18 protein-coding genes are annotated in these 24596 nt (G+C 71.5%); 13 read left to right on the top strand and 5 right to left on the bottom strand.

Annotation, left to right across the window (positions count from 1 at the left end; genetic code table 11):
• Positions 1–116: 116 nt before the first annotated feature.
• Complete coding sequence (locus HNR22_RS06215) at positions 117–1061, bottom strand: GlxA family transcriptional regulator (protein ID WP_179779498.1); 945 nt, start codon at positions 1059–1061, stop codon at positions 117–119.
• Positions 1062–1113: 52 nt separating this feature from the next.
• Here HNR22_RS06215 and HNR22_RS06210 point away from each other — a divergent pair, with 52 nt between their 5' ends.
• From HNR22_RS06210 to HNR22_RS06185, 6 genes are all read left to right on the top strand, one after another.
• Entirely contained in the window at positions 1114–1680 is a 567-nt protein-coding gene (locus tag HNR22_RS06210) for a DJ-1/PfpI family protein (RefSeq protein WP_179779497.1), read from the top strand.
• 113 nt (positions 1681–1793) lie between these two features.
• A complete protein-coding gene (locus HNR22_RS06205; protein ID WP_218906213.1) occupies positions 1794–4463 on the top strand; it encodes a carboxylate--amine ligase/circularly permuted type 2 ATP-grasp protein in 2670 nt (889 codons plus the stop codon).
• Between the two features lie 99 nt (positions 4464–4562).
• Positions 4563–6341: an N-acetylglutaminylglutamine amidotransferase gene (locus tag HNR22_RS06200; RefSeq protein ID WP_179779496.1), complete on the top strand. Its 1779-nt coding sequence runs from the start codon at positions 4563–4565 to the stop codon at positions 6339–6341.
• Positions 6342–8189: a S9 family peptidase gene (locus HNR22_RS06195; protein WP_179779495.1), complete on the top strand. Its 1848-nt coding sequence runs from the start codon at positions 6342–6344 to the stop codon at positions 8187–8189.
• Between the two features lie 17 nt (positions 8190–8206).
• The gene (locus HNR22_RS06190; RefSeq protein WP_179779494.1) at positions 8207–8797 is read left to right on the top strand and encodes a hypothetical protein; all 591 of its coding nucleotides are present in this window, start codon (positions 8207–8209) and stop codon (positions 8795–8797) included.
• 73 nt (positions 8798–8870) lie between these two features.
• Positions 8871–9425, top strand: a complete 555-nt coding sequence (locus HNR22_RS06185) for a dihydrofolate reductase family protein (RefSeq protein WP_179779493.1) — start codon at positions 8871–8873, stop codon at positions 9423–9425.
• Positions 9426–9430: 5 nt separating this feature from the next.
• Here the strand turns inward: HNR22_RS06185 and HNR22_RS06180 are convergent, their stop codons facing one another.
• Entirely contained in the window at positions 9431–12472 is a 3042-nt protein-coding gene (locus HNR22_RS06180; protein WP_218906211.1) for an AfsR/SARP family transcriptional regulator, read from the bottom strand.
• Between the two features lie 238 nt (positions 12473–12710).
• On the opposite strand from HNR22_RS06180, the gene HNR22_RS06175 reads away from it, so the two are divergent.
• From HNR22_RS06175 to HNR22_RS06150, 6 genes are all read left to right on the top strand, one after another.
• The gene (locus tag HNR22_RS06175; protein ID WP_179779492.1) at positions 12711–12983 is read left to right on the top strand and encodes a GlsB/YeaQ/YmgE family stress response membrane protein; all 273 of its coding nucleotides are present in this window, start codon (positions 12711–12713) and stop codon (positions 12981–12983) included.
• Between the two features lie 350 nt (positions 12984–13333).
• Positions 13334–15187, top strand: coding sequence for an adenylyl cyclase (locus tag HNR22_RS06170; RefSeq protein ID WP_179779491.1), 1854 nt, complete (start codon positions 13334–13336; stop codon positions 15185–15187).
• A gap of 386 nt (positions 15188–15573) precedes the next feature.
• Positions 15574–15720: a hypothetical protein gene (locus HNR22_RS06165; RefSeq protein WP_179779490.1), complete on the top strand. Its 147-nt coding sequence runs from the start codon at positions 15574–15576 to the stop codon at positions 15718–15720.
• Positions 15720–16946 (top strand): YeiH family protein, encoded by a 1227-nt coding sequence (locus tag HNR22_RS06160; RefSeq protein WP_179779489.1) that lies wholly within the window; start codon positions 15720–15722, stop codon positions 16944–16946. The genes HNR22_RS06165 and HNR22_RS06160 overlap by 1 nt, the downstream gene beginning before the upstream one ends.
• A gap of 282 nt (positions 16947–17228) precedes the next feature.
• The gene (locus HNR22_RS06155) at positions 17229–18281 is read left to right on the top strand and encodes an NAD-dependent epimerase/dehydratase family protein (RefSeq protein WP_179779488.1); all 1053 of its coding nucleotides are present in this window, start codon (positions 17229–17231) and stop codon (positions 18279–18281) included.
• Positions 18282–18405: 124 nt separating this feature from the next.
• Positions 18406–20793 carry a glycoside hydrolase family 99 protein gene (locus tag HNR22_RS06150; protein ID WP_179779487.1) on the top strand — a complete coding sequence of 796 codons (2388 nt, stop codon included), beginning with the start codon at positions 18406–18408 and terminating at the stop codon, positions 20791–20793.
• A gap of 1041 nt (positions 20794–21834) precedes the next feature.
• Here the strand turns inward: HNR22_RS06150 and HNR22_RS06145 are convergent.
• Together HNR22_RS06145 and HNR22_RS06140 are read right to left on the bottom strand one after the other, a co-directional pair.
• A complete protein-coding gene (locus HNR22_RS06145) occupies positions 21835–22122 on the bottom strand; it encodes a hypothetical protein (protein ID WP_218906209.1) in 288 nt (95 codons plus the stop codon).
• Positions 22116–22436 (bottom strand): hypothetical protein, encoded by a 321-nt coding sequence (locus tag HNR22_RS06140; protein WP_179779486.1) that lies wholly within the window; start codon positions 22434–22436, stop codon positions 22116–22118. Before HNR22_RS06140 ends, HNR22_RS06145 begins: the two co-directional genes overlap by 7 nt.
• A 167-nt stretch (positions 22437–22603) precedes the next feature.
• Here HNR22_RS06140 and HNR22_RS06135 point away from each other — a divergent pair, with 167 nt between their 5' ends.
• Entirely contained in the window at positions 22604–23455 is an 852-nt protein-coding gene (locus HNR22_RS06135; protein ID WP_179779485.1) for an alpha/beta fold hydrolase, read from the top strand.
• An 89-nt stretch (positions 23456–23544) separates the two neighbouring features.
• Here the strand turns inward: HNR22_RS06135 and HNR22_RS06130 are convergent, their stop codons facing one another.
• Positions 23545–24561 (bottom strand): methyltransferase, encoded by a 1017-nt coding sequence (locus HNR22_RS06130; RefSeq protein WP_179779484.1) that lies wholly within the window; start codon positions 24559–24561, stop codon positions 23545–23547.
• Positions 24562–24596: the final 35 nt, after the last annotated feature.

Raw genomic sequence — 24596 nt, 5'->3', positions numbered from 1 at the left:
ATCAAATCCAGACTGTGATGTCGGGGTGTCCAGGCCGGAGGGGCACCCCGACATTCGCCGACTCCGGGTCGATCACAGTGCCTCGGCCTCGACCGGTCCAGCCGCGAGCGCCGGTGTCAGGGTGTGAAAGCCCGCCGGTACGCGGTAGGGGTGGTGCCAAAGGCCCGCTGGAAATGCGCGCGCAGGTTGGTCGCCGTACCCAGCCCGGTGCGCCGTGCGACCTCGTCGATGGTGACCTCGCCGTTCTCCAACAGGGTGCAGGCGGCGCGCAGCCGTTGCTGGATCAGCCAGGCTCTCGGGCCCATCCGGAACCGACTCTGGAAAGTGCGGTGCAGCGTACGGCTGGACATCACACCCTGCCGGGCAAGGTCCGCGACGGTGATCGGGCTGTGCAGGTTGTTGCTCGCCCAGGTGATGACCCCGGCCAACTCGTCGTCCTCACCCGGAACGCCAACCGGGATGAACTGTGCCTGACCGCCGGCTCGGTGCAGTGGGGTGACCATGTGGCGGGCCCGTTGGATGGCGGCAGCCTGCCCGTGGTCGCGGCCGACGAGGTAGAGGCACATGTCGAGACCGGCGGCGAGTCCGGCGCTGGTGACCACCTGACCTTCGTCGACGTACAGCGCACTCGCGTCCACGAACACCCCTGGATGCTCTTGAGCAAGCGCGTCGGCATGCGCCCAGTGGGTCGTCGCGCGGCGGCCGTCGAGCAGACCGGCCTGGGCCAGCGCGAAGGCGCCGGTGCAGATCGACGCGATGCGGGCGCCACGACGGTGGGCCTGCCGCAGCGCCCGGAGAGCACGTGGCGGTGCCGGGCCACGGCGGAATCCGGGCACGATCACCGTGTCGGCATCGTCGAGCGCGTCAAGCGTCGCGGCGACGGTCAGCTCCAGGCCGGCGGTGGTGGTGGAGACCGAACCACCGTCCAGTGCGCACACCGTCATCGCGTATCGACCGTGGCCCTCGTGGCCGAAGACCTGCGTCGCGATGGTCAGGTCGAAGGCGACGACCCTCGGTATTGCGAGGACGGCGACCCGGTGCGTGGCGGAGCTCTTACGCATGATGGCAAGAATGCCACTCGTCGCCGCCCGCTCCGCGGGAGATCCTGACCGAATGCGAATCAAGATCGTGGTGTTCGACGGCTTCGACGAACTGGACGTCTTCGGGCCGTTCGAGGTGTTGGCGATGGCCGGCTTCGATGTGGCGTTGGTCGCTGTCGAACGATCGGGGCCGGTCACCAGCATGCGTGGCGTCCAACTCCAGATCCCCGAGGTGCTGGGTCCGGCCGACGGAGTCATCGTTCCGGGTGGTGGATGGCTGAACCGGGCGGCTGAGGGTTCCTGGGCGCAGGCACAGCGAGGTGTGCTCCCGGAGAGGTTGTCCGCCCTGGCGCCATCCACGCGGTGGATGGCGTCGGTGTGCACCGGCGCGCTGCTACTCGCCGCCGCCGGCCTGCTGACCGGCCGGCGGGCGACCACCAACCGCAGCGCGTACGACGAGTTGCGTGCCCACGACGTCACCGTCCTCGACGAGCGGGTGGTCGACGACGGTGACCGGGTCACCGCCGGCGCCCTGTCGGCGGGGCTCGATCTGGGGTTGTGGCTCACGGAACGGGAACTCGGCGCCGCCACCGCCAACCGGGTCGCCGCCGCTATCGAGTACCGGGCTGCGCAGCGCTGAGCAGGCCGGACAGAACGGGCTCGTCACCTTAACGCGCTGGAAACACCCCCGGTACCAACCCTGGGAACGCTCGTCGGACAGCCGAGACCACCGACACGCGAACCGGGGTGACCATGGCCGACAACACCACGAACGCGCCGACGTTCGACGGGTCGATGGGTCGGTCCGGCAACGGCCGGACGCTGCCCACGCCCCGCACCAACCAGGTCGCGTCCCTGGACGACGGCGACCCGGCGGACCTGGCCACGATCGGCGTGGAGGAGGAGTTCCACGTCGTCGACCTGCACACCCGCGAACTGGTGCCCCGGGCTGGGGAACTGCTCGACCGGCTGCCGGCGACCTCGTTCACCGCCGAACTGCACCGCAGCGTGGTGGAGACCAACACCGCGGTCTGTCGCACCCTCGACGAGATCCGCGACGAGCTGACCCGGCTGCGTCAGCTCGCCGTCCGGGTCGCCGACCGGGCGGGGCTGGGCATCGTGGCGGCCGGTACGGTGCCGCTGCGCGCCGACGGCGACCCGAGCGTCACCCCCACCTCCCGCTACCGGCGGATGCTCGACGAATACCAGCTGCTCGCCCGGGAGCAGTTGATCTGCGGCGCGCAGGTGCACGTCGGGGTGTCCGACCGGGATCTCGCGGTGGCCGTCACCCGCCGGGTCCAGCCGTGGCTGCCGGTCCTGCTCGCCCTCTCCACCAGCTCGCCGTACTGGATGGGTCAGGACAGCGGTTACGCCAGCGTCCGGTCGCTGGTCTGGCAACGCTGGCCCACGGCGGGTGACCCGGGCGAGGTGACCAGCGCGGCGGACCACGAGGCGCTGGTCGCCGAGCTGATCTCCTCCGAGACCATCACCGACCCTGCCATGATCTATTTCGACGTCCGGCCGTCGGCCCACGTACGCACAGTGGAGCTGCGGATCACCGACGCCAACTCCGACGTGGAGACCATCGTCCTGCTCACCGGCCTGTTCCGGGCGCTCGTCCGGCGGGAGGTCGCCGCGCTGCGCGCCGGGGTCGAGCGCACCGGCGTACGACCACCGGTGCTGCGCGCCGCCGTGTGGAGGGCGGCAAGGTCCGGGCTGGAGGGTGACCTGCTCGACCTGCCCCGCTCGGCCCGGCCGGTGCCGGCCGCCGAGGCGGTCCGGCGCCTGGTGACCGACCTGCGTCCGCAGTTGGAGGCGACCGGTGACTGGGAGCAGGTCAGCGAGCTGACCCGGTACGCGTTGGAGCGCGGCAGCTCCGCCGCGCGGCAGCGGCGGGCGTACGAGCGGCGCGGCCGGTTGGCCGACGTGGTCGACCTGCTCCTCGACGAGACCCGGGGCCGGGTCCGGGGGCCACTGCCCGGGGTGTCGCCGCTGCCCGTCCTGCCCACGTACACCGACTCGTCCGACGAGGTCTTCGGGCCCGGTGGGCCGGAGCCCGCGTACCGTCCGCTGCTGGCCGCCCTGCGCGGCCTCGGCGCCGGCGGTCTGCGTCAGCGGGAGAACGACCGGGACGAGGAGCAGCGGGCCCGCGGGGTGACGTTCAGCGTTGCCGGCGAGGCGAGCACCCGGCTCTTCCCCGTCGACCTGGTGCCGCGCGTCGTGCCCGCCGCCGACTGGCGGACCCTGCGCACCGGCCTGGTGCAGCGCGCCCGCGCCCTCGACGCGTTCCTACGCGACGTCTACGCGGACCGGGCGGTGGTGGCCGACGGCGTCGTACCGGCATGGGTGGTGGAGTCCTCGCCCGGTCTGCGCCCGACCGGGGCGCTGATGGGCCGGCGGGGGACCCGCGCCCAGGTGTCCGGCACCGATCTCGTCCGGGACCCGGACGGCGGCTGGTACGTCCTGGAAGACAACCTGCGGGTGCCCTCCGGGATCGGCTACGCCGTGCAGAACCGCCGGTTGACCCAGGCGGTGCTGCCGGAGCTGCCGGTGCCGGCTGATCTGCTGCCCGCCGACGAGACGCCGGCGATGCTGTACCGGGCGCTGGTCGCCGCCGCGCCGGCGGCTGCCGACGATCCCGCCGTGGTGGTGCTCAGCAGTGGTCCCGGTGATCCCGCGTGGTTCGAGCACCGGCTGCTCGCCGACGAGATGGGCGTGCCCCTGACCGAGACCAACGACCTGCTGGTGGAGGAGGGCCGGGTCCGGCTGGTCCGCGAGGGCTGCCGCAGCGAGGTGGACGTGATCTACCTGCGGATGGACGAGGAGGCGCTGCTGCACGCGCCCGGCGCCGACGGGGTGCCGCTGGGCTGGCCACTGCTCGCCGCCGTGCACGCCGGGCGGCTCACGTTGGCCAACGCGCTGGGCAACGGTGTCGGCGACGACAAGGCGCTGTACGCGTACGTGCCCCGGCTGATCGAGTACTACCTGGGCGAGAAGGCTCTGCTGGGGGACGTGCCCACGTACCTGTGCGGGCTGCCCGAGCAGCGGGCCGAGGTGCTGGGCCGGCTCGACGAGTTGGTGCTCAAGCCGGTCGACGGGTACGGCGGCGACCGGGTGGTTATCGGCCCCCGGGCCGAGGCGGAGGAGCTGGACGCCGTCCGGGAGCAGATCCTCGCGGCCCCGCACCGGTGGATCGCCCAGGAAATGATCACGTTGACCACCCACCCGGTCTTCGACGGCACGGCCCTCGCCCCCCGTCACGTGGACCTGCGGGCCTTCGTGTTCCTCGGCGACACCGCCGAGGTCGCGCCGGTGGCGCTGACCCGGGTAGCGCCGGCCGGCAGCATGATCGTCAACTCGTCCCGAGGCGGCGGATCCAAGGACACCTGGCTGCTCGGTGGAGACGAGCAGCCGTCGGTGTAACCCACGCTTGACCCGCCCGTCATCGGGACGCAACCCGGTCCGCCAAGCCTGGACCAGTCAGCGGCCCGAGCGGACCCGAGCCGAACAGAGGTGCGTGGCATGTGCGGTATCGGAGGCGAGTTCCGCTTCGACGGGGCGCCACCGGACATGACGGCCGTCGAGCGGATGCTTCCCGCCCTGGCCTCCCGGGGCCCGGACGGTGAGGGCCGGTGGCAGCAGGGCCCGGCGGCCCTGGTGCACCGACGGCTGCGCATCATCGACCTCTCCGACGCGGGCGCCCAGCCGATGGTCGACGACGAGCTGGGCCTGGCCGTCGTCTTCAACGGCTGCATCTACAACTACCGGGAGCTGCGCGACGAGCTGATCGCCGCCGGTTACTCCTTCCGGTCCACCTCGGACACGGAGGTGATCCTCAAGGCGTACCACCGGTGGGGGACGGCCTGCGTCCAACGGTTCTACGGGATGTTCGCGTTCGCCCTGGTCGAGATGGCCACGCACACCCTGGTGCTGGCCCGCGACCGACTCGGCATCAAGCCGCTCTACCTGGCCGAGGGGCCGGGGCGGGTCCGCTTCGCCTCCACCCTGCCGGCGTTGCTCGCCGCCGGTGGTGTGGACACCGACCTCGACCCGGTGGCGCTGCACCACTACATGAGCTTCCACTCGGTGGTGCCCCCGCCGCGCACGATCCTCGCCGGGATCCGCAAACTCCCACCGGCGACCGTGCGGGTGATCACCGCGACCGGCCGGAGCACCGACACGCTGTACTGGCGGCCCGAGTTCACCCGGGCCGCGGCCGATCCGATGTCCGCCGGCGAGTGGCAGGAACGGCTCATGGCGGCGTTGCGCACCGCCGTACGCCGACGGATGGTCGCCGACGTGCCGGTCGGCGTGCTGCTCTCCGGCGGCCTCGACTCCAGCCTGATCGTCGCCCTCCTGGCCGAGCAGGGCCAGACCGGTCTTGCCACCTTCAGCATCGGCTTCGAGGCGGCGGCGGGGGAGAGCGGCGACGAGTTCCACTACTCCGATCTGGTGGCAGGCCACTTCGGCACCGACCACCACCAGATCCGCATCGGCGCGAGCCGGTTCGTCCCCGCCGTGCACGACGCCATCGCCGCGATGAGCGAGCCGATGGTCAGCCACGACTGCGTCGCGTTCCACCTGCTGTCCGAGGAGGTCTCGCAGCGGATCACCGTGGTCCAGTCCGGGCAGGGCGCCGACGAGATCCTGGCCGGCTACGACTGGTACCCGCCGATGGCCAACGTGGCCCGGGCGGACGCCGTCGAGGCGTACGCCCGGGTGTTCTTCGACCGTCGTCACGACGCGCTCGGCGGGCACCTGGCGCCCGAGTGGATGCTCGACCACGACGCGAGCCTGGAGTTCGTCGCCGCCCACTTCGCCGCACCGGGCGCGGACACCGCGCTGGACGCGGCCCTGCGGCAGGACAGCCTGGTGATGCTGGTCGACGACCCGGTCAAGCGGGTGGACAACATGACGATGGCCTGGGGGCTGGAAGCCCGGGTGCCGTTCCTCGACCACGAGGTCGTCGAGCTGGCCGCCGCCTGCCCGCCCGGGATGAAGCTGGCGCAGGGCGGCAAGGGCGTGCTGAAGGCGGCGAGTCGGGGCATCGTCCCGGACGCGGTGATCGACCGGCCGAAGGGCTACTTTCCGGTGCCCGCCATCCGGCACCTCTCCGGTCCGCTGCTGGACGACGTGCGCGACGCGCTGACCGCCCGGCCGGCCCGCGAGCGGGGCCTGTTCCGCAAGGACTACCTGGAGGAGTTGCTGGACACGCCCAATGCCCAGCGGACCACGCTGGGTTCCAACGCACTCTGGCAGCTCGGGCTGCTGGAGCTCTGGTTGCAGCGGATCGGGGTCTAGATGAGCGTACGGACCGAGGCGCCGCGCACCACCCGGCGGGCCCGACCGGCGAGCCACCGGCCGGTGTCACCGCCGGTGCCCGTGAGCGAGGACTTCGCCCCCGCGCCGTCCCCCGACGGCCGCCGGGTGGCGTTCCTCTCCGACCGGGCGGGAACGCCCGGCGTCTGGGTCTGCGAGGTCGACGGGGGTGCGCCTGTCGCGCTGCTCGTGAGCGACGAGCCGGTCCTCGCGCTGAGCTGGTCGCCGGACGGGCAGTGGCTGGCCTGCGTCGTCGCCCCCGGTGGCGCGCCCCGCACCGAGCTGTGGGTGCTGCGCCCGGACGGGACACGACGCCGCCAGGTCGCCGGTTTCGACCGTCGCAGCGCCACGTTGGCCGGCTGGCTGCCCGAGGGCGCGGTCCTGATGGTCACCGAGACCGACGAGCACTGTCGGGCCGTCCTGGTCGAAGCGGGCACCGGGCACCGGCGGGTGCTCGCCGAGGGTGACCTGCTCACGCTCCTGGACGTCACCCCGGACGTCGGCGTCGCCCTGCTGCGCCGCGGCCCGCGCAACGCGCGCTGGCTGGAACTGCTCGACGTGGCGACGGGCGAACGGCTGCGACTGTTTCCGGACACCGGCCAGGGCAGCACCGACCAGGGCTGGTTCGGCCCGGACGGGACCAGCGTGCTGGCCCGCACCGACGCGTTCTCGGAACTCGCCGTGCTGGTGCGGGTCGACCTGACCCGACCGGAGCAGCCGCCGACCCGGCTCGCCGGACGACCGGACGCCGAGCTGGAGCAGGCCGCGCCGAGCGCCGACGGCCGGCGGGTCGCGCTGCTGTGGAACACCTACGGTGGCCGCAGTGAGATGAGCCTGCTCGACCTCGCCGGCGGCGTACAGCGGGCCGTGGCGGCACCGGGTGAGGTGCTCGACGACGCCGTCTTCGCCGCTGGCGGTGACCTGCTCTGCCTCACCGCGCAGGGGCCGGTGCAGCCTCGGGAGGTCTGGCTGGTGGACCCGACCAGCGGGGCGCTGCGCCCGCTGCGGCCGGACACCGGTGTGGCGCGTACGGGCGACGGCGGTGTCGCGCCACACCTCGTCGACCTGCGTGCCCGCGACGCGTTGCCGCTATCCGGCTGGCTCTACCGCCCGGCCGGGCCGGGTCCCTGGCCGACCGCCATCAGTCTGCACGGAGGCCCGGAGGCGCAGGAGCGCCCCTGCTACAACCCGTTGTTCCAGGCTCTCGTCGCGCAGGGCGTCGCCGTGTTCGCGCCAAACGTGCGCGGCTCGTCCGGCTTCGGCCGGTCCTTCGTCGCGGCCGACAACCTTGCCGGCCGGTACGGCGCGATCGCCGACGTGGCGGCCTGCGCGGACTTCCTCGTCGACAGCGGCCTCGCCCGGCCCGGCCAGATCGGCTGCCTGGGCCGTTCCTACGGTGGTTACCTGGTCCTCGCGGTGCTGGTGAACTTTCCCGGGCTGTTCGCCGCCGGGGTCGCCGAGTGCGGGATCTCCGACTTCCACACCTTCTACGCCGGCACCGAGCCGTGGATCGCCGCCGCCGCCGTCAGCAAGTACGGCGACCCGCAGCGCGACGCGGAACTGCTTCGTGACCTCTCGCCGATGACCCACCTCGACCAGCTCGACGTGCCGGTGCTGCTCATCCACGGCGCCAACGACACCAACGTGCCGGCGGGCGAGTCGGCGCAGGTGGCGCAGGCCCTCGCCGCCCGGGACGTGCCGCACGGGCACCTGGTGCTCGCCGGCGAGGGGCACGACTTCCTGGCGCGCGCCAACGCCGAGGCGGCGCGTACGGCCACCACCGCCTGGCTGACCCGGCACCTCGCCGCGGCCACGACCACTGTCGGCTGAGGCGTTATCCTGCGCCGGTGGAGGTCACGGCGCAGGGCGAGCGGTTGGCGTCCGACCTCGGTCGCGCTCTGGCGGACCTGACCTTCGTCGACCTGGGCACCGACGAGGTCACCGCGCGGCTGATCGACTCGGTGGTGGGGTGGGCCGAGGCCCAGGGCTGGCGGGTCTACCGGCGCGCCCCGAGCGTGCTGCCGTTGCCGCCGCCGCTGGAGCAACGGCACTCGGTCCTGGACGTGGCGTGTGCCCGCCCGGACGGCCCGCCGGTCGTGGTGGAGGTCGACCACACCGACCGGGCCCGTACGGTGCAGAAGTTGCGGGCGGAGGCGGACGCCGGCCGGATTCCGATCTGGGTGCGGTGGGGGGTCGGGCGTTTCACCGCGCCGCCCGCGCCGGTGCGGATGGTGACAGTCGAGGTGACCCGGCGTGCCGGGCCGGCGGGGCACGGCCGCCTGCACAGCCGCATCGGTGACCGCCCCGCGCCGGCGCACTCGACCGGCGGTGGCACGGTGGCCACGCAGGCGCTGCCCATCCCGCTGACCGACCCGCTCCCGGAAGCGGCTTCCGGCTCGGCGCCAGGCGCGGCCGGGGACGCCGGTAAGGGCACCTGAAGCGAATCGTAAGCGGGCATTGGCAGAGTTCTGGGTGTCACCGGAGAGCACGACAGACAACCAGGAGATCCCGATGCGCAAGCTCATCAACTCGACCTACATCACCCTCGACGGCGTCATCGAGAACCCCATGTGGACCTCGCCGTACTTCGACGAGGAGGCCGCCAGCCTCGCCGGGGCGCAGACCACCGAGGCCGACGCGATGCTGATGGGCCGAGCCACCTACGACGGCATGTCCGCTGCCTGGCCGAACATGGACGAGAGCGATCCGACCACGGGCGCCGCGTACTTCAACAACGTCAAGAAGTACGTCGCCTCGACCACCCTGACCGACCCCACCTGGAACAACACGGAGGTGCTCCAGGGCGACCTGGTCGAGGCGGTCAGCGCGCTCAAGGCCCAGGAGGGCAAAAACATCATCCAGTACGGCTTCGGCTCGGTCACCGCGCAGCTGATCCGGGCGGGCCTGGTGGACGAGGTCCGGTTCTGGATCCACCCGGTGCTGGAAGGCGGCGCCAACCTGACGGTGCCGCTGACCGACTTCAAGGCCTCGTTCGACCTGATCGACACGCGGGTGCACAAGAGCGGCGTGATCGTCGCCTCGTACGCGCCGAAGACGCCGGCCTGACCGGATCAGAGCTGAGCCCGGGCCTCGCTCGGGCTCAGCTTCGCGCCCTCGGCGAGCAACGCGTCGAAGCGCTGCGGCCCCAGTTCGGCTCGCAGACGATCGCTCACCCGGTCGACGTCGTCGCGTTCGGCCGGCGCGGCGGGCGACTGCGTGGCGAGCCGGGCGGCGGCAGCGGCGCCCAGCAGCCGGGCGGCCACCTCGGGGGAGCGCACCGCCGCCGCCATCCCCTCAAGGGGGCCGACCGCGTCGCGCATCGTGGCCATCGCCGCGGCGACCTCGAACGCCTCGATGTGCAGGGCCAGCGCGGCATCGGGGTCACCGCCCTGCTCGACCGCGTAGCCCAACTCCACCAGGACCATCGGCAGGTAGAGCGCGGGCTGGCTCTCGCTCCGGCCCAGGTCGGCGAGGTGGCTGAGGTGGGTGACGGCCAGGTCGAGCTTGCCGTCGCGGCGGGCGGCCAGCCCGAGGCTCATCTCCGCGAAGACCAGCGCACCGGGCGACCCCTGCTCCACCGCCAGGGCGTACGCGCGTTCGGCCAGCTCCCGACCCTGGGCGTAGTCGCGGGTCTGCACGGCGAGCCAGGCCAGCCAGGACAGCTCCGCGCAGACCTGCGGCCACAGCGACAGTTCCTCGGCCCAGCGCAGCCCCTCGCGGTGCAGCGCGGCGGCGCGCTCGTGGTCGCCGCGCATGTCGGCCAGGCCACCCACCCACTCGGTCGCCCGGAGCCGACCCCACCGGTCGCCGAGGTCGGCGAAGAGCGCGGCGCTGCGGGTCGCGGTGTCCTCCAGGGTGGCCTGGTCACCGTTGGCGTGCGCGATGTGGGCCAGGGAGGTGAGCACCGCGGCCTCGGTCCACCTGTCGACGGCGGCGGTGGGCAGCAGCTCCGCCGCCAGGGCCAGGTCGCCGTGCTCGATCACCGCGTTGGCCGCGAACCACGCGGCGTGGCCGCCCGGGTCGGCGGCCACCGCGGCGCGTACGTCGTCCGGCTCGGTCGCCTCGCCCTGCGACAGGGCGAAGCCGACCCGCCAGGGGGCCGCCCGGGTCTCCTGTTCCGGGTCACCGGGCACGGCCAGGGCCCGCCGCGCCTCGGTGAGCCGGCCGCGCAGGTGCCAGTACCAGCTCAGCGCGACCGCCAGGCGCAGCCCTCCGCCGTGCACCAGTGCGGATCGCAGGTTGGCCATCTCGGCGTCCAGCAGCGCCAGCCACCGCTGCTGGTCGGCCCCGCGCAGCTCCGGGTCGGCGCGCTCGGCCAGCTCCGTGTAGTAGCTGGCGTGCCGGGTGCGCACGGCGTCGGCGTCGGTCAGGCGGTCCAGGCAGAAGGCCGCGACCGATTCGAGCAGCCGGTAGCGCGGGTCGGCGCCGGAGTCGTCGAGCACCACCAGCGACCGGTCCACCAGCCGGGCGAGGGTGTCCAGGTCGGTCCCGCAGACGTACTCGGCGGCTTCCGGGGTGCAGCCGTCCGGGAACACCGCCAGCCGGGCCAGCACCACCCGGTCGGTCTCGTCGAGGAGGTCCCAACTCCAACCGATCACCGCGGTCAGCGTCCGCTGCCGCGGCGTCACGTCCCGCTGCTGGGTGGTGAGCAGCCGGAAGCGGTCGTCGAGCCGTTCCACCACACCGCGCACACCCAGCGCGCGGACCCGTGTCGCGGCCAGCTCCAGCGCCAGCGGCAAGCCGTCCAGGCGGCGGCAGAGCTGCGCGACCGCGGCGGCGCTCTGCCCGTCGAGGCGGAACCCGCGCTGCTGCGCGGCGGCGCGGGCGGCGAACAACCGGGCCGCCGCCGAGCGCCGGACCGTGTCCAGGTCACCGTCGTCCGGCACGGGCAGTGGGGGTACCTCCCAGAGCAGTTCACCGGTCAGCCCGAGTGGCTCCCTGCTGGTGGCCAGCACCCGCAGCCCGGGGACCTCGCGCAGCAGCCGGGCGACCAACTCGGCGACCGGGTCGATGACGTGTTCGCAGTTGTCCAGCACGAGCAGCAGGTGTCGGTGCCGCAGGGTCGTCACCAGCCGGTCGGCGGGGGACATGCTCGTACCGGCCGCCTCGTAGCTGCCCAGAGCGGCGAGCACCTGCTCGGCGACGAGCGCGTCACCGGCGGGCAGCGGAGCCAGCTCGACCAGCTGGACTCCGTCGGGAAGGGACTGCGCGCGGGCCGTCTCGACGGCCAGTCTGGTCTTGCCGACGCCACCCGGCCCGACCAGCGTCACCAACCGCTGCCGGGGCAGCAGCTCGCGCAGCTCGGCCAGCGCCTCGGCGCGCCCGACCAGCTCGTCGAGCGGGGCGGGAAGGCTGGTGCGGATGACCGTGGCCTTCGGCGGCGCGCTGAGGGCGGCGTCCTGTTCGAGGATCCTGCGGTGCAGGGCGACGAGCTCGGGGCCGGGGTCGAGGCCCAGCTCCTCGGCGAGCCGGTCCCGCAGGTCGGCGTAGCTGTCCAACGCCTCGGACTGGCGGCCGGCCGCGTACAGCGCGCGGAGCTGCACCGCCCGCAGGCCCTCACGCAGCGGATGCCGGGTGACCAGCTCGGCGAGGTCAGCGGCGACCAGGTCGTGTTCACCCCGGGCCAGCCGGGCCTCGGCCAACCGCTCGTGGACGGCGAGGCGCTGCTCGGCGAGGCGGGCCGTCTCCGCGCGGACGAACTCGGCGTCGGCCACGTCGGCGTACGCCTCGCCGCGCCACAACGCGAGGGCCTCGGTCAACCGCTCGACGTCGGTGCACCGGGCCAGCTCGTCGAACCGGGCGACGTCGACCGCGTCGACCCGCAGCAGATAGCCCGGCGGCCGGGACTCGACCAGCTCGCGGGCGCCCGGCTCGGCGTCGTTGAGCGCCTTGCGCAACTGGGACACCCGCACCTGGAGGGCGCCGGCGGGGTTGGCGGGGGAGTCCTCGCCCCACAGGTCGTCGATGAGGCGGTCCGCCGAGACCACCTGGTTGCGGTTGACCAGCAGGTCGGCCAGCAGCGCGCGCACCTTGGTGCCGGGCACCACCACCGGCTCGCCGACGTCCGTGGTGACGGCGAGCGGCCCGAGCACCCCGAACTGCACGGCGGTCATCCTAGCGCCGGTAAGGCGGCCTGAAGCCGACCGCAAGCGCGCGGCCGCACCACGCCCTCCTTTCGCGATCTTGCGCTTGTTGTGGGGAAGATAAAAGGCGTGAAAGCCGCGTGTCGGCCGCACCTAGTGCGCGATCGCACGGGTTGCGGCCGAGATGGAAGATCCAGAGGGTGTTTCGCGGCTCGTTGCCCGGGGCAATCAGAGGCCGACGACATTCCCCTCGCAAAGGACGACTCCCGTGGAAATTACCGGCTTCTTCGCCGCCATCATCATCGGTCTGATCATCGGCGTGCTGGGCCGGCTGGTGGTGCCGGGCAAGCAGAACATCCCCATCTGGCTGACCCTGCTCATCGGTGTGGTCGCGGCGCTCCTCGGCACCCTCGTCGCCGGCGCCCTCGGTGTCGACGACACCAGCGGGATCGACTGGATCGAACTGCTCCTGCAGGTCGTCTTCGCCGCTGTCGGCGTGGCGATCGTCGCCGGTGCCTACGGCCGCCGCCGGGTGCGCTGACCTCTCACGCCATCGTGCCGGCCCGCCCTCCTCAGGAGGGCGGGCCTCGCCGTATCCGGACTTCGAGATGGATCGACCGGTGGTCACCCGAAACCCGGCGCATGTCGAACCGGCGGCGAGTGGTCGTGCCCCGGACGTGACGGGGTCGGTGGCGCGCACCAGGCGGGCGTACCCGGTCGTGCCGGCACGAAGTTCTCCGTCCATGGTCGTGGCGGGCGGCCGGATTAACGGGTAGAAACATGTCAACCCCTTCCGGTCCGGCCCAACCTCCGGCGGCAGGGGTCAGAGAGCGCTCTCACCGCCCCCAGCTGCGCCGGAAGCATGTCCGGCCAGCGGAGAGGACGAACCACATGACAAGCCCGTCCCGACGTACCCTCACCCTTGCTCTCCTGGTGACCGCCGCCGTCACCATGACCAGCACCGCCGCCACCGCCGGCCGCCCGACCCACGGCGCTCCCGACTTCGGCCCGAACGTCACGATCTTCGACCCGGGCATGCCGGTCGCCGAGATCCAGCAGACCCTGGACGCGGCCCACGCCCGGCAGGTCGACAACGAGATGGGCACCGAGCGGCACGCCTACCTGTTCAAGCCGGGCACGTACGGCACGGCCGAGCAGCCGTTGCAGGCCAAGGTCGGCTACTACACCGAGGTGTCCGGTCTGGGCGCCTCGCCCACCGACGTCACGGTGAACGGCAAACTCGAGGTCTACAACCGCTGCCTGGCCGACGGCGGCACCGGCAACTGCCTCGCGCTGGTCAACTTCTGGCGCACCCTGTCCAACCTGTCGCTCACCATCAACGCCTCCGGTCAGGACAGTTGCCGGTCGACGGCGAACTTCTGGGCGGTGTCCCAGGCGGTCTCGATGCGCCGGCTGAACATCAACGGCGGCGGCCTGTCGCTGATGGACTACTGCACTGCCGGCCCGCAGTTCGCCAGCGGCGGCTTCATCGCCGACTCGCGGCTGCCGGCCACCACCAACGGCTCACAACAGCAGTGGCTGACCCGCAACAGTGAGGTCGGCAGCTGGTCCAACGCGGTGTGGAACCAGGTCTTCGCGGGCGTCGAGGGCGCGCCGGACGACGCCACGTTCCCCGACCCGCCGTACACCACCCTGGAGACCACCCCGCTGAGCCGGGAGAAGCCGTACCTCTTCGTCGACGGCAAGGGTCGCTACAACGTGCGGGTGCCCGCCGCGCAACGTGACACCCGGGGAATCTCCTGGGCAGACGGCATGACGCCGGGACGGACGATCGGGATCGACGACTTCTTCGTCGCCAAACCGTCCGACCCGGTACGCGTCATCAACGCCCAACTTGCGCGCGGGAAGCACCTGCTGCTGACCCCCGGCACGTACGACATCGCCCGCAGCATCGAGGTCCGGCGGCCCGGCACCGTGGTGCTCGGAATCGGCCACGCGACGCTCACCGCGGTGAACGGCGCCATCCCGCTCGACGTCGCCGGCGTCCCCGGCGTGATCGTCGCCGGTGTCACGATCGACGCCGGTCTCGTCGAGTCGCCGGTCCTGTTGCGGGTGGGGCGCCAGCACGGCCACAACGCCAGCAGCCCGCACAACCCGACCACGCTGTCCGACGTGTACTTCCGGGTCGGCGGCCCGCACATCGGCCGGACGAACACCGCGCTGGAGGTCAACAGCGACAACGTGCTCATCGACCACACCTGGGTCTGGCGCGGCGACCACGGTGTCGAGGGCTTCACCGAGGGCGTCAACGGTGACACCGACCGCTGGCGCACCAACACCGGTCGCTACGGCGCCGTCATCAACGGCGACCACGTGACCGCTACCGGGCTGTTCGTCGAGCACTTCCAGCGCTACAACACGGTCTGGAACGGCGAGCACGGCACCACGATCCTGTACCAGAACGAGCTGCCGTACGACCCGCCGACGCAGGCCGACTGGATGAACGGCGCGGTCGAGGGCTGGGCCGGGTACAAGGTCGGTGACCGGGTGCGTCACCACACCCTGCACGGCGGCGGGGTGTACGTCTTCAACCAGAACAACCCGTCGATCCACACCGAGAACGGCTTCGAGGTGCCGAACCGGCCGGGCGTGAAGCTGCACCACGTCATGACCGTCAACCTCAGTGCCGGCACGATCGACCACGTGGTCAACGGTGTCGGCGACGCGGCCGACATGACCAAGGTCGGCGCGCCGGTCTACCTCGCGCAGTACCCGACTCCCTAAGGATCTCGGGTGTACCGACGGGGCCGGAGCCGGCGCGGCTCCGGCCCCGTCGGCTGTGGAACGGTCAACGGATCCAATCCGCGCGCGAACGGTCTTGAATTCCTATCGCGTCGGTAGGAAAATAGGTGAATGCCGGTCGGTCCGCTCCTCACCTCGCGCCGGGTCGTGGACCTGATGCGCATCGCCTCCGAGCTCTGTCCGGGCTCACCGGCGATCGACTGAGCGCCACCACCACTCATCCGACCGTCCTGGCCGGATCGTGCGCCGCCTGCGTGGCTCCGGCCCCCGGCGCTTTCCCCGCGCGGTCGTCGATGCCCTCGCGTTTTCCGTGTCCCGCTCCTCAGCCGATCCGGCACGGCCGGATCCGGTCACCCTGGAGGTACGCCATGACCACCGACCCGTCACCGCCCACCCCGCCGACAGCCGGGGAGTCCCGGCTCTCGTTCAACGAGGACTGGGTGGCGACCATCCTCGGCCTGGCCCTGCTCGCACTGGTCCTGCTCGGTGCCATCCCCGCCGGGCTGGTGCCCTGATGACCACCGACGCGACCCGCACCGGTGACGAGCCCCGTACGGCCGACGCCACCCCGGTCGGCGCGGCGCCCGCCGACGCCGTCGTGCCCGCCTCGGACAGCGGACCGCCGACCGCCGGTGACCCCGCCGACCCGACCACCCCGGCTCGTGGCGGCGGGTTCTGGGCCTGGACCCTGCTCGGCCTGGTGATCGTGGTCGGTCTGGCCGCGCTCACCCGCTACCTGGAGCAGAACGTTCCCGGCTGGGCCGAGGGCACCGCGGTCGAGGATGTCGGCGCGGCGATCGAGTACCCGGTCTACGCCATCCTGTTGGGGCTGCTGGGCAACGTCGCCGTCACGCTGCTCGGATGGCGGGACCGGATCGCCGCGGCGTTCCGGACCGAGTTCTTCATCAAGACCGGCCTCGTGCTGCTCGGAGCCTCGATCAACCTGGCCGTCATCGCCAGCGCCGCCGGGCCGGCGATCGCCCAGGCGATCCTGCTGATCAGCGGGGTGTTCCTGTTCACCTGGTGGCTGGCCGGCAGGTTCGGCCTCGACGACAAGCTGCGCGCGTTGCTCGCGTCGGCGGTGTCGATCTGCGGCGTGAGCGCGGCGATCGCTGCGGCCGGTGCGGTTCGTGCGCGCCGGGAGCAGTTGGCCTACACGGCGAGCCTGGTCATCATCTTCGCGCTGCCATCGATCTTCATCCTGCCCTGGCTGGCCGACGTGTTCGGGTTGTCCGACGCGGTGGCCGGCGCCTGGATCGGAGGCAACATCGACACCACCGCCGCGGTCACCGCCGCGGGGGCGCTCGCCGGCGAGGAGGCGCTCCAGATCGCCAGCATCGTCAAGGTCACCCAGAACGCGTTGATGGGTGTCGTCGCGGTCGCGCTGACCGCGTACTTCACACTGCGGGTGGAACGACGGCCCGGCGCGGCCCGACCGGGCCTCGGTGAGCTGTGGACGCGGTTTCCCAAGTTCGTCCTGGGCTTCATCGCCGCCTCGGTCATCGCCACCTGGTACCTCGACGCGGCGGGTGCGGACGGCAAGGCCACCATCGCCATCGTCAACGACCTGCGTGTCTGGTTCCTGATCCTGGCCTTCGTCAGCATCGGCCTGGAGGTCCGGGTCGCGTCGTTGCGGGAGGCCGGTTGGCGGCCGGTGGCGGTGTTCGCCAGTGCCACCGTCTTCAACCTGGCGTTGGCGCTCGGCCTGGCGTCGCTGCTGTTCCGCGACTTCTCCGCCTGAATCTGGGCCCGACACCGCGTTCCGATAGCGGGACGGGCCGGCGGGGTCGGTGCGAGAGTGGCGCCGGCCCCGCTGGTCCTCCTTCCGGCGGCGTCGTCGATCGCGCCGCGTCGTGGTGGGCGCGAGCGCTACCGGCCGACCGTCGCCGCGACGAACCCTCATGTCCGCTCCGCTGCATTAGGCGAAAAGTCTCTTTCGTGATTATTTGGTGGGTTACTGTCGTGTCTGGCCGTCTTGGTGTGCGAAGCGGGCCGACAGGCTCTGTCGTCCAAGGAGTTCCAGGTGGACCTGCCAGTTACTGCCGTCGGCGTCGACCCGGCGACCGATCTGACGCCCCGGCGTGTTCTGGTCACGGGAGGTGCCGGCTTCATCGGCAGTCACGTGGTCGCCCGGCTGATGCTGATGGGCAGCCAGGTCCGGGTGCTCGACAACTTCTCCACCGGCCGGCTCGAGAATCTGGCGGACGCCGTGTGTGGCGGTCTGACCGATGCGGACGTCGTCTCCGGTGACATCCGTACGCCGGAGGGTGTCGAGGTCATCCACCAGTGGCAGCCGGACGTCGTGGTGCACCTCGCCGCGCAGGCGAACGCTCCGGTGGGTCGCCGTTCACCGCTGTACGACGCCGACGTGAACGTCTTCGGCACCGCCAACGTGCTGGACGCGTGCGCCCGCGGCGGCGTACGACTGGTGGTCAATGCGGCCGGTAGCGCCATCTTCGGCAGCGTCCCCGCCCACGACCTGCCGGTCCGCGAGGACCACCCGATCGCACCGGTGGACCCGTACGGCATCAGCAAGGCCGCCGGCGTGCACTATCTCGACTGGTACGGACGCCAGCACGGCCTGGCGTACACGTCGATGGTCTTCGGCAATGTCTACGGGTCCCGGCAGGAGGGCGGCGACTACGGCGTCGTGTCCCTGATGGTGGATGCCCTGCTCGGTGGCCGCCAGGCGGTGATCTACGACGACGGCACACAGACCCGGGACTTCATCCACGTCAGCGACGTCGCCGAGGCGGTGGCCGTTGCCTGCCACCACAGCGGGGTGGGGATGGTCAACATCGGTTCCGGCCAGCAGACGAGCATCAACGAGGTGTACGACACCGTCCGGGAGGCGTCCGGTGCCGACAACACGGCCCGCTACGAGCCGTTGCCCTGGCCGGGCGAGGTGCGCAACATGGCGCTGGACACCAGGAAGGCGCGCGAGCTGCTCGGTTGGCGGCCGAAGCTCGGCTTCACCGAGGGCGTACGGATGACGGTGCGCGACGCCCGCCGTTGGCAGGCCGGCAGCCGGATCCTGTCCCCGGTGCGCGCCCTGGACCAGGCACTGACCCACTGATGACCCAGCGTGAAATTCCCGTCATCTGATCTGGAATTTCATCGATCAGTCTAACTCTTGCGGGTTGGCATCCACTGCTGCCACGATGACCGTCAATGCCTTCCGTCCCGAAGGAGTGGTCGTCATGGCGGTCTCCCGCCGCAGGTTCGTCACGTCCGTGATGGCGGGGTCCGCCCTCGCCGCCGCCTCCAGCACCGAGCTGCTCACCACCCTGGCCAGCCCCGCCTCCGCCGCCAGCCCTCCCGGGGACGTGGTCGGCAAGGTGACGGTCGGCTACCAGGGCTGGTTCAGCGTCCCCGGTGACTCGGCGCCGATCGGCGGTTGGTGGCACTGGAGCCGCGACCGTTTCCAGCCGCCCTCGCCCGCCAACACCACCATCGTGTCCTGGCCGGACATGCGCGAGTACACGCGCACCTATCCCACCGCGTACCCCAACCTGGGTAACGGCCAGCCGGCCACCCTGTTCTCCTCCTACGACCAGCAGACCGTGGACACCCACTTCCGGTGGATGCAGGAGTACGGCTGCGACACCGCGGCGTTGCAGCGGTTCAACCCGATGGGCGACGAGGGGCCGACCCGCGACGCGATGACGCAGAAGGTCCGCTCCTCCGCCGAGCGCTACGGCCGCAAGTTCTACATCATGTACGACGTCACCGACTGGTTGACCTTCCAGTCGGACATCAAGACCGACTGGACGACGAAGATGTCGGCGCACGTCGCGTCCTCCGCGTACGCCCGGCAGAACGGCAAGCCGGTCGTGTGCATCTGGGGCTTCGGTTTCAGCGAGCCCAGCCGACCGTTCACCCCCGGGCCCTGCCTGGAGGTCATCAACTGGTTCAAAGCGCAGGGCTGCTACGTCATCGGTGGCGTACCCACCTGGTGGCGGCAGGGCATCGAGGACTCCCGCCCGGGCTTCCTCGACGTCTACCACGCGTTCAACGCGATCTCGCCGTGGATGGTCTACCGGGCCAGGACGGTGGAGGAACTCGACTCGTACTACAACAACGTCAACGTCGGCGACATGGCCGACTGCGCGGCACGCGGCATCGACTACCTGCCCTGCGTGATGCCCGGGGATCTCGCCGGTGGTCACCGCAGGCACGGCGACTTCTACTGGCGGCACATCTACAACATGGTCCGACTCGGCTCCCAGGGCCTCTACGTGTCCATGTACGACGAGTACAACGAGGGCAACCAGATCGCGAAGACCTCCGAGACCCAGGCCACCACCCCGGCCGGCGCGAACATCCGCGCCCTGGACGAGGACGGCGTGGCCTGCTCCTCCGACTACTACCTGCGGATCACCGCCGACGGCGGTCGGATGCTCAAGGGCCAGCTGGCGCTCACCGCGGTCCGTCCCACGCCACCGATGATCGGCACCCCGCCACCGACCGGCGGGAACCTGGCCGCCGGCCGGCCCACCTCGGCGAGCAGCCAGGGCGGCGGGTTCCCGGCGTCGAACGCGGTGGACTCGAACGTCGGCAGCTACTGGGAGAGCAGCGGCGGCGCCTTCCCGCACTGGTGGCAGGTCGACCTCGGCGCCAGTCACCAGGTCAACCGACTGGTGCTGCGGCTGCCCGGCGGCTGGGGCGCGCGTACCCAGACCATCACCGTGCAGGGCAGCGTCGACGGGGGCTCCTTCGCCACCATCACGCCGGCCGCCGGGTTCGCCTTCGACCCGGCGACCGGCAACACCGTCACCCGCACGCTGCCGACCACCACCGCCCGCTACGTCCGCCTCAGCATCGGCGCCAACACCGGCTGGCCGGCCGCCCAACTGGCCCAGGTCGAGGTGTACGCGGGCACCACCTCACCGGACAACCCGCCCACCGCGCCGAGCGGGCTGACGGTCACCGGCAAGATGTCGACCAGCGTGTCGCTGGCGTGGACGGCGTCGACCGACGACACCGGCGTGACCGGTTACCAGGTGCGCCAGGGCGGCACGGTCGTCGCCACCGTCACGGGCACCACGGCGACCGTGAGCGGGCTCAACCCGTCCACCGCGTACACCTTCACGGTCACCGCGCGCGACGCCGCCGGCAACACGTCCGGCGCGTCCAACACGGTCACCGCCACCACGGACGCCCCGACCAACGCGGACCTCGCCCGGGGTCGACCCACCAGCGAGAGCAGTCACGTCCAGAGCTACGCCTCCGGCAACGTGGTCGACGGTGACCCGAACAGCTACTGGGAGAGCGCCAACAGCGCGTTCCCGCAGTGGGTCCAGGTCGACCTCGGTGCGACACGCACCGTCGGGCGGGTGGTGCTCAAGCTGCCTCCGGCCACCGCCTGGGCCAGCCGTACGCAGACCCTGGCCGTGCACGGCAGCACCGACGGCGGCAGCTTCGGCACCCTGGCCGGCTCGGTCGGACGTACGTTCAACCCGGCCACCGGCAACCAGGTGAGCATCACCTTCACCGCCGCGCAGACCCGGTACGTACGCATCACGGTCACCGGCAACACCGGCTGGCCGGCCGGGCAACTGTCCACCCTGGAGGTCTACCAGAGCTGACCGACGAGCAGCGCGGCCGTCGGGGGAGCGGCGGCCGCCCTGGCTCGTGTCGTCCGGCTCGTGTCGGCAGCTCGTGTCGGCTGGTTCGTGTCGCGCGGCTCGTGTCGGCTGGTTCGTGCCGGCTGGTTCGTGTCGCGCGGCTCGTGTCGGCTGGTTCGTGTCGCGCGGCTCGTGTCGCCCGGCTCGTGTCGCCCGGCTCGTGTCGCCCGGCCCGTGGCTGCGGCCCCGGCTGCCATGCTCACCTCGCCTGGCTCGTGTCCTCAGTGACCGGGCCCGCAGTCCCGCCGTCGAATGTGCGGCGGTGCCACGGTCTGGCCGGGTGGTCTGTCCAGCATTCGGTCAAGGCCTCCTGCCTGGCGGGACGGCGGCGATGATCGACTCGGGTTTCTTGAAATCGGGGTATCCAGGTCGTCGGGACACCCCGATTTCACCAAACCCGTGATGATCTCGCCATGCGAAGCCAGCTCAGGCTCCGTGCCCCGCTCGTGCTCCCGCTCGCCGCTCGCACCGCACCGCTCCGCTCGCCGCTCGCACCGCACCGCACCGCTCCGCTCGCCGCTCGCACCGCTCCGCTCCGCTCGCCGCTCGCACCGCTCCGCTCCGCTCGCCGCTCGCACCGCTCCGCTCCGCTCGCCGCTCGCACCGCTCCGCTCCGCTCGCCGCTCGCACCGCTCCGCTCGGGGCCTCGGTGACCGGGTCTGCAGTCCGGCCTTCGGATTGGGGCGATGCCACGGTGTGGCCGGCTGGTCCGTCCAGCATTCGGTCAAAGCCTTCCGCCTGTCGGGACGGCGGCGATGATCGACTCGGGTTCCTTGAAATCGGGCTATCCAGGTCGCTAGGACACCGCGATTTCAGTAAACCCGTGTTGATCTCCGCAGGCGACGCCCGCCATCCTCGTGCCGACGCCGCACAACTCGACGCCGCGTAAGTCGACGCCGCGCAAGGCCGACGCCGCGCAAGGCCGACGCAGTACAAGCCGATCCCGCGCATGCCGCGGCTCGCTTGGTCAGCCGGCGGGCAGGGTCCACCGACGGGCGGGGGTCAGCAGAACCAGCCGTCCTGCACCCAGCCGCGCCGGTTGATGTGCCCGTAGGCGAAGCCGTAGACGTAGCCACCGCTGCGGGGGCCTTCGACCAGGAACGTCTGACCCTGGTAGAGGGTGCCCATCCAGGCGCCGACGGGTTGGGTGCGGACGAACAGGTCGCTCGCGCACACCGTCTCCCGTTGGCCGATCGTGCCATTGGCGGCCTGCGCGGAAGCCGGCAGGGCGACTGTCGCGGCGATAACCCCGGCGAGCAGACCGGTGAGTGCCCGGCGCCGGGTCACCATGAGTCGTACCCGCCGATGCACTCGGCGCGCAGGTAGCCCCAGTCGTTGGGCCCGAAGTCGAACGATGCCGCCCACCCGTTGTAGACCGGGTGCGCGCCCGGCGTATGACCGATCTTGTTGCCGTAGGCGAGGGTGCGCTTGAGGCCGGTGGGGCCGCCGGCGGAGTCGTAGTTGGCGTAGAAGCTGGCGCTCTGGCACACCACGACGGCGTGCCGTGGCACCACCGGGTCGGCGTGGGCCGGCGTGGCGCTCAGCGCGGCCGTTGCTGACACGACGGCCAATGCGGCGACCGTCGTGCGGATTCGTCGGGGCATGCCCACCTCCCGTACGCCGAAACTTTCCTACCGCCGACCCTACCGAGAGCGTCGATATCTGTCGATGGCTGAGGGGTCGGGTGTGCTGTCGACGGCCGGCATATCCGCCGACCCGGCGGGAAAGCGCGCTGACGTCCGACAGCCCGATACCGGAGCAGGAGACAAACATGCCTTTCATCACCGTGGGGACGGAAAACTCCGCGCCCATCGACCTGTACTACGAGGATCACGGGTCCGGTAAGCCGGTGGTGCTGATCCACGGCTTCCCGTTCAACGGCGCCACCTGGGAGAAGGTGACCACCCAGCTGCTCAACGCCGGATACCGGACGATCACCTACGATCGGCGCGGTTTCGGCAACTCCGCCCAGCCGACCTTCGGGTACGACTACAACACGTTCGCGGCGGACCTGGACGTGCTGATGACCGAGCTGAACCTGAGCGACGTGACCCTGATCGGTCACTCGATGGGCACCGGCGAGGTCATTCGCTACCTGGGCAACTACGGCTCCCGGCGCGTGAGTCGGGCCGTGGTGCTCAGCCCGCTGCAACCCATGCTGGCCAAGGCCAACGACAACCCGGAGGGTGTCGACCGGAGCCTCTTCAAGGGTTTCCAGGACGCCATCATCAAGGACCGGTTCGCCTACCTGACCCAGTTCTGCGACGCGTTCTTCAACTACAGCGAGAACAAGGGCAAGCTGGTCAGCGAGGAGGCGTACCGGGCGCACTGGCAGATCGGCGCGATGGCCTCCGCCAAGGGCACCCACGACAGCGTCACCGCCTGGCAGGAGGACTTCCGCCCCGACCTGCCGAAGATCGACGTGCCACTGCTGATCGTGCAGGGTGACAAGGACAACGTGCTGCCCTACCCGGTGACCGGCCAGCGGCTCGGGCCGATGATGCCGACCGGCAAGCTCATCACGCTCAAGGGCGCGCCGCACGGCCTCCCGTGGACCAACGCCGACGACGTCAACAAGGCGATCCTGGACTTCATGAAGCAGCCGGTCAAGGCTCGCGCCTGACCCGTACCGGTAGCCGATCGGACGCCAGCGCCGTGAGGCGCCGCGACACCCGGCCCACGGTTCGCACCGGGGCCGGGTGTCGTCGTCGGTCAGGCCCGCTGGGCAACCACAGCGCCGTTGGCACCGGGGGCGTCGAACGGCACGGTACGCACGTCGACGAAACCGGCATCGGTGAGCCAGGCGGCGTACTCGGCGCCCGAGTAGTTGCGGCCACCCTCGGTCTCGACCAGCATGTTCATCCCCATCAGCGCGGCCTCCGGCGGCCCGGTCCGCTCGTCGTTGAGCAGCAGTTCGCAGACGACGATCGCCCCGCCGGGCGGCAGCGCCGCGTGGCACCGGGCCAGCAGCGCCCGGTTCGTCGGCTCGTCCCAGTCGTGCAGGATCATGCTGAGCAGGATGACGTCGTGCCCGTCCGGCAGCGCCGGGTCGGCGAGGAAGTCGCCGCCCACCGCGTCGATCCGCCCGGTCAGGCCGGCCTCCGCGATCCGCTCCCGTGCCCGTACACAGACGTGCGGCAGATCCAGGACGGTGGCCCGCAGCTCGGGCAGGCGGCGGCAGAACTCGATCGGGAACGCCCCGGCCCCGCCCCCGACGTCGAGCAGCCGGCGGTGCGCGGAGAAGTCGTACGCGTCGGCCAACGCGGCCGCGGTGAAGCTGGACGTGGAGAACATCGCGTCCCAGAACTGCGTCAGCATCTCCGGATCGGCGGTGTCGAACATCGACTGTTGTGTCTCCGGGTCCCAGGTCAACGGCCGATCGGTGCGCAGGGCCTCGCCGATGCGGTGCCAGGGCAGATAGGTGCGCAGGTCCGAGTAACGGACCTGCGCGCCGAAGTAGTACGGGCGACCCTCGACCAGGAACTGCTCGGCCAACTCGGAGTTGCGGTAACCGTCGCCGGCCTTCTCGAGCAGGCCGAGCGAGGCACTGGCGGCCAGCAACAGGTCCGCGGGCCGGTCCGGCAGCCCGAACTCGGCGGCGGCCTGCTCGACGGTCATCGTCCGACCCCCGGCGAGCCGGGTGAACAGACCGAGTTCGACGCCGGCCGCGAGGGTCTTGAACCCCCACACACCGGCCACCAGACGCATGAGGGGAGTCGGAGTGATCATGCCGCCATGAGACCACAGATCGGCTCCGTCCACGA

It is taken from the genome of Micromonospora jinlongensis, from assembly GCF_013410645.1.
Lineage (GTDB): Bacteria > Actinomycetota > Actinomycetes > Mycobacteriales > Micromonosporaceae > Micromonospora > Micromonospora zamorensis.
The sequence above is the reverse complement of the archived record's forward strand: the minus strand, read 5'-3'. Positions and strand labels throughout refer to the sequence as shown.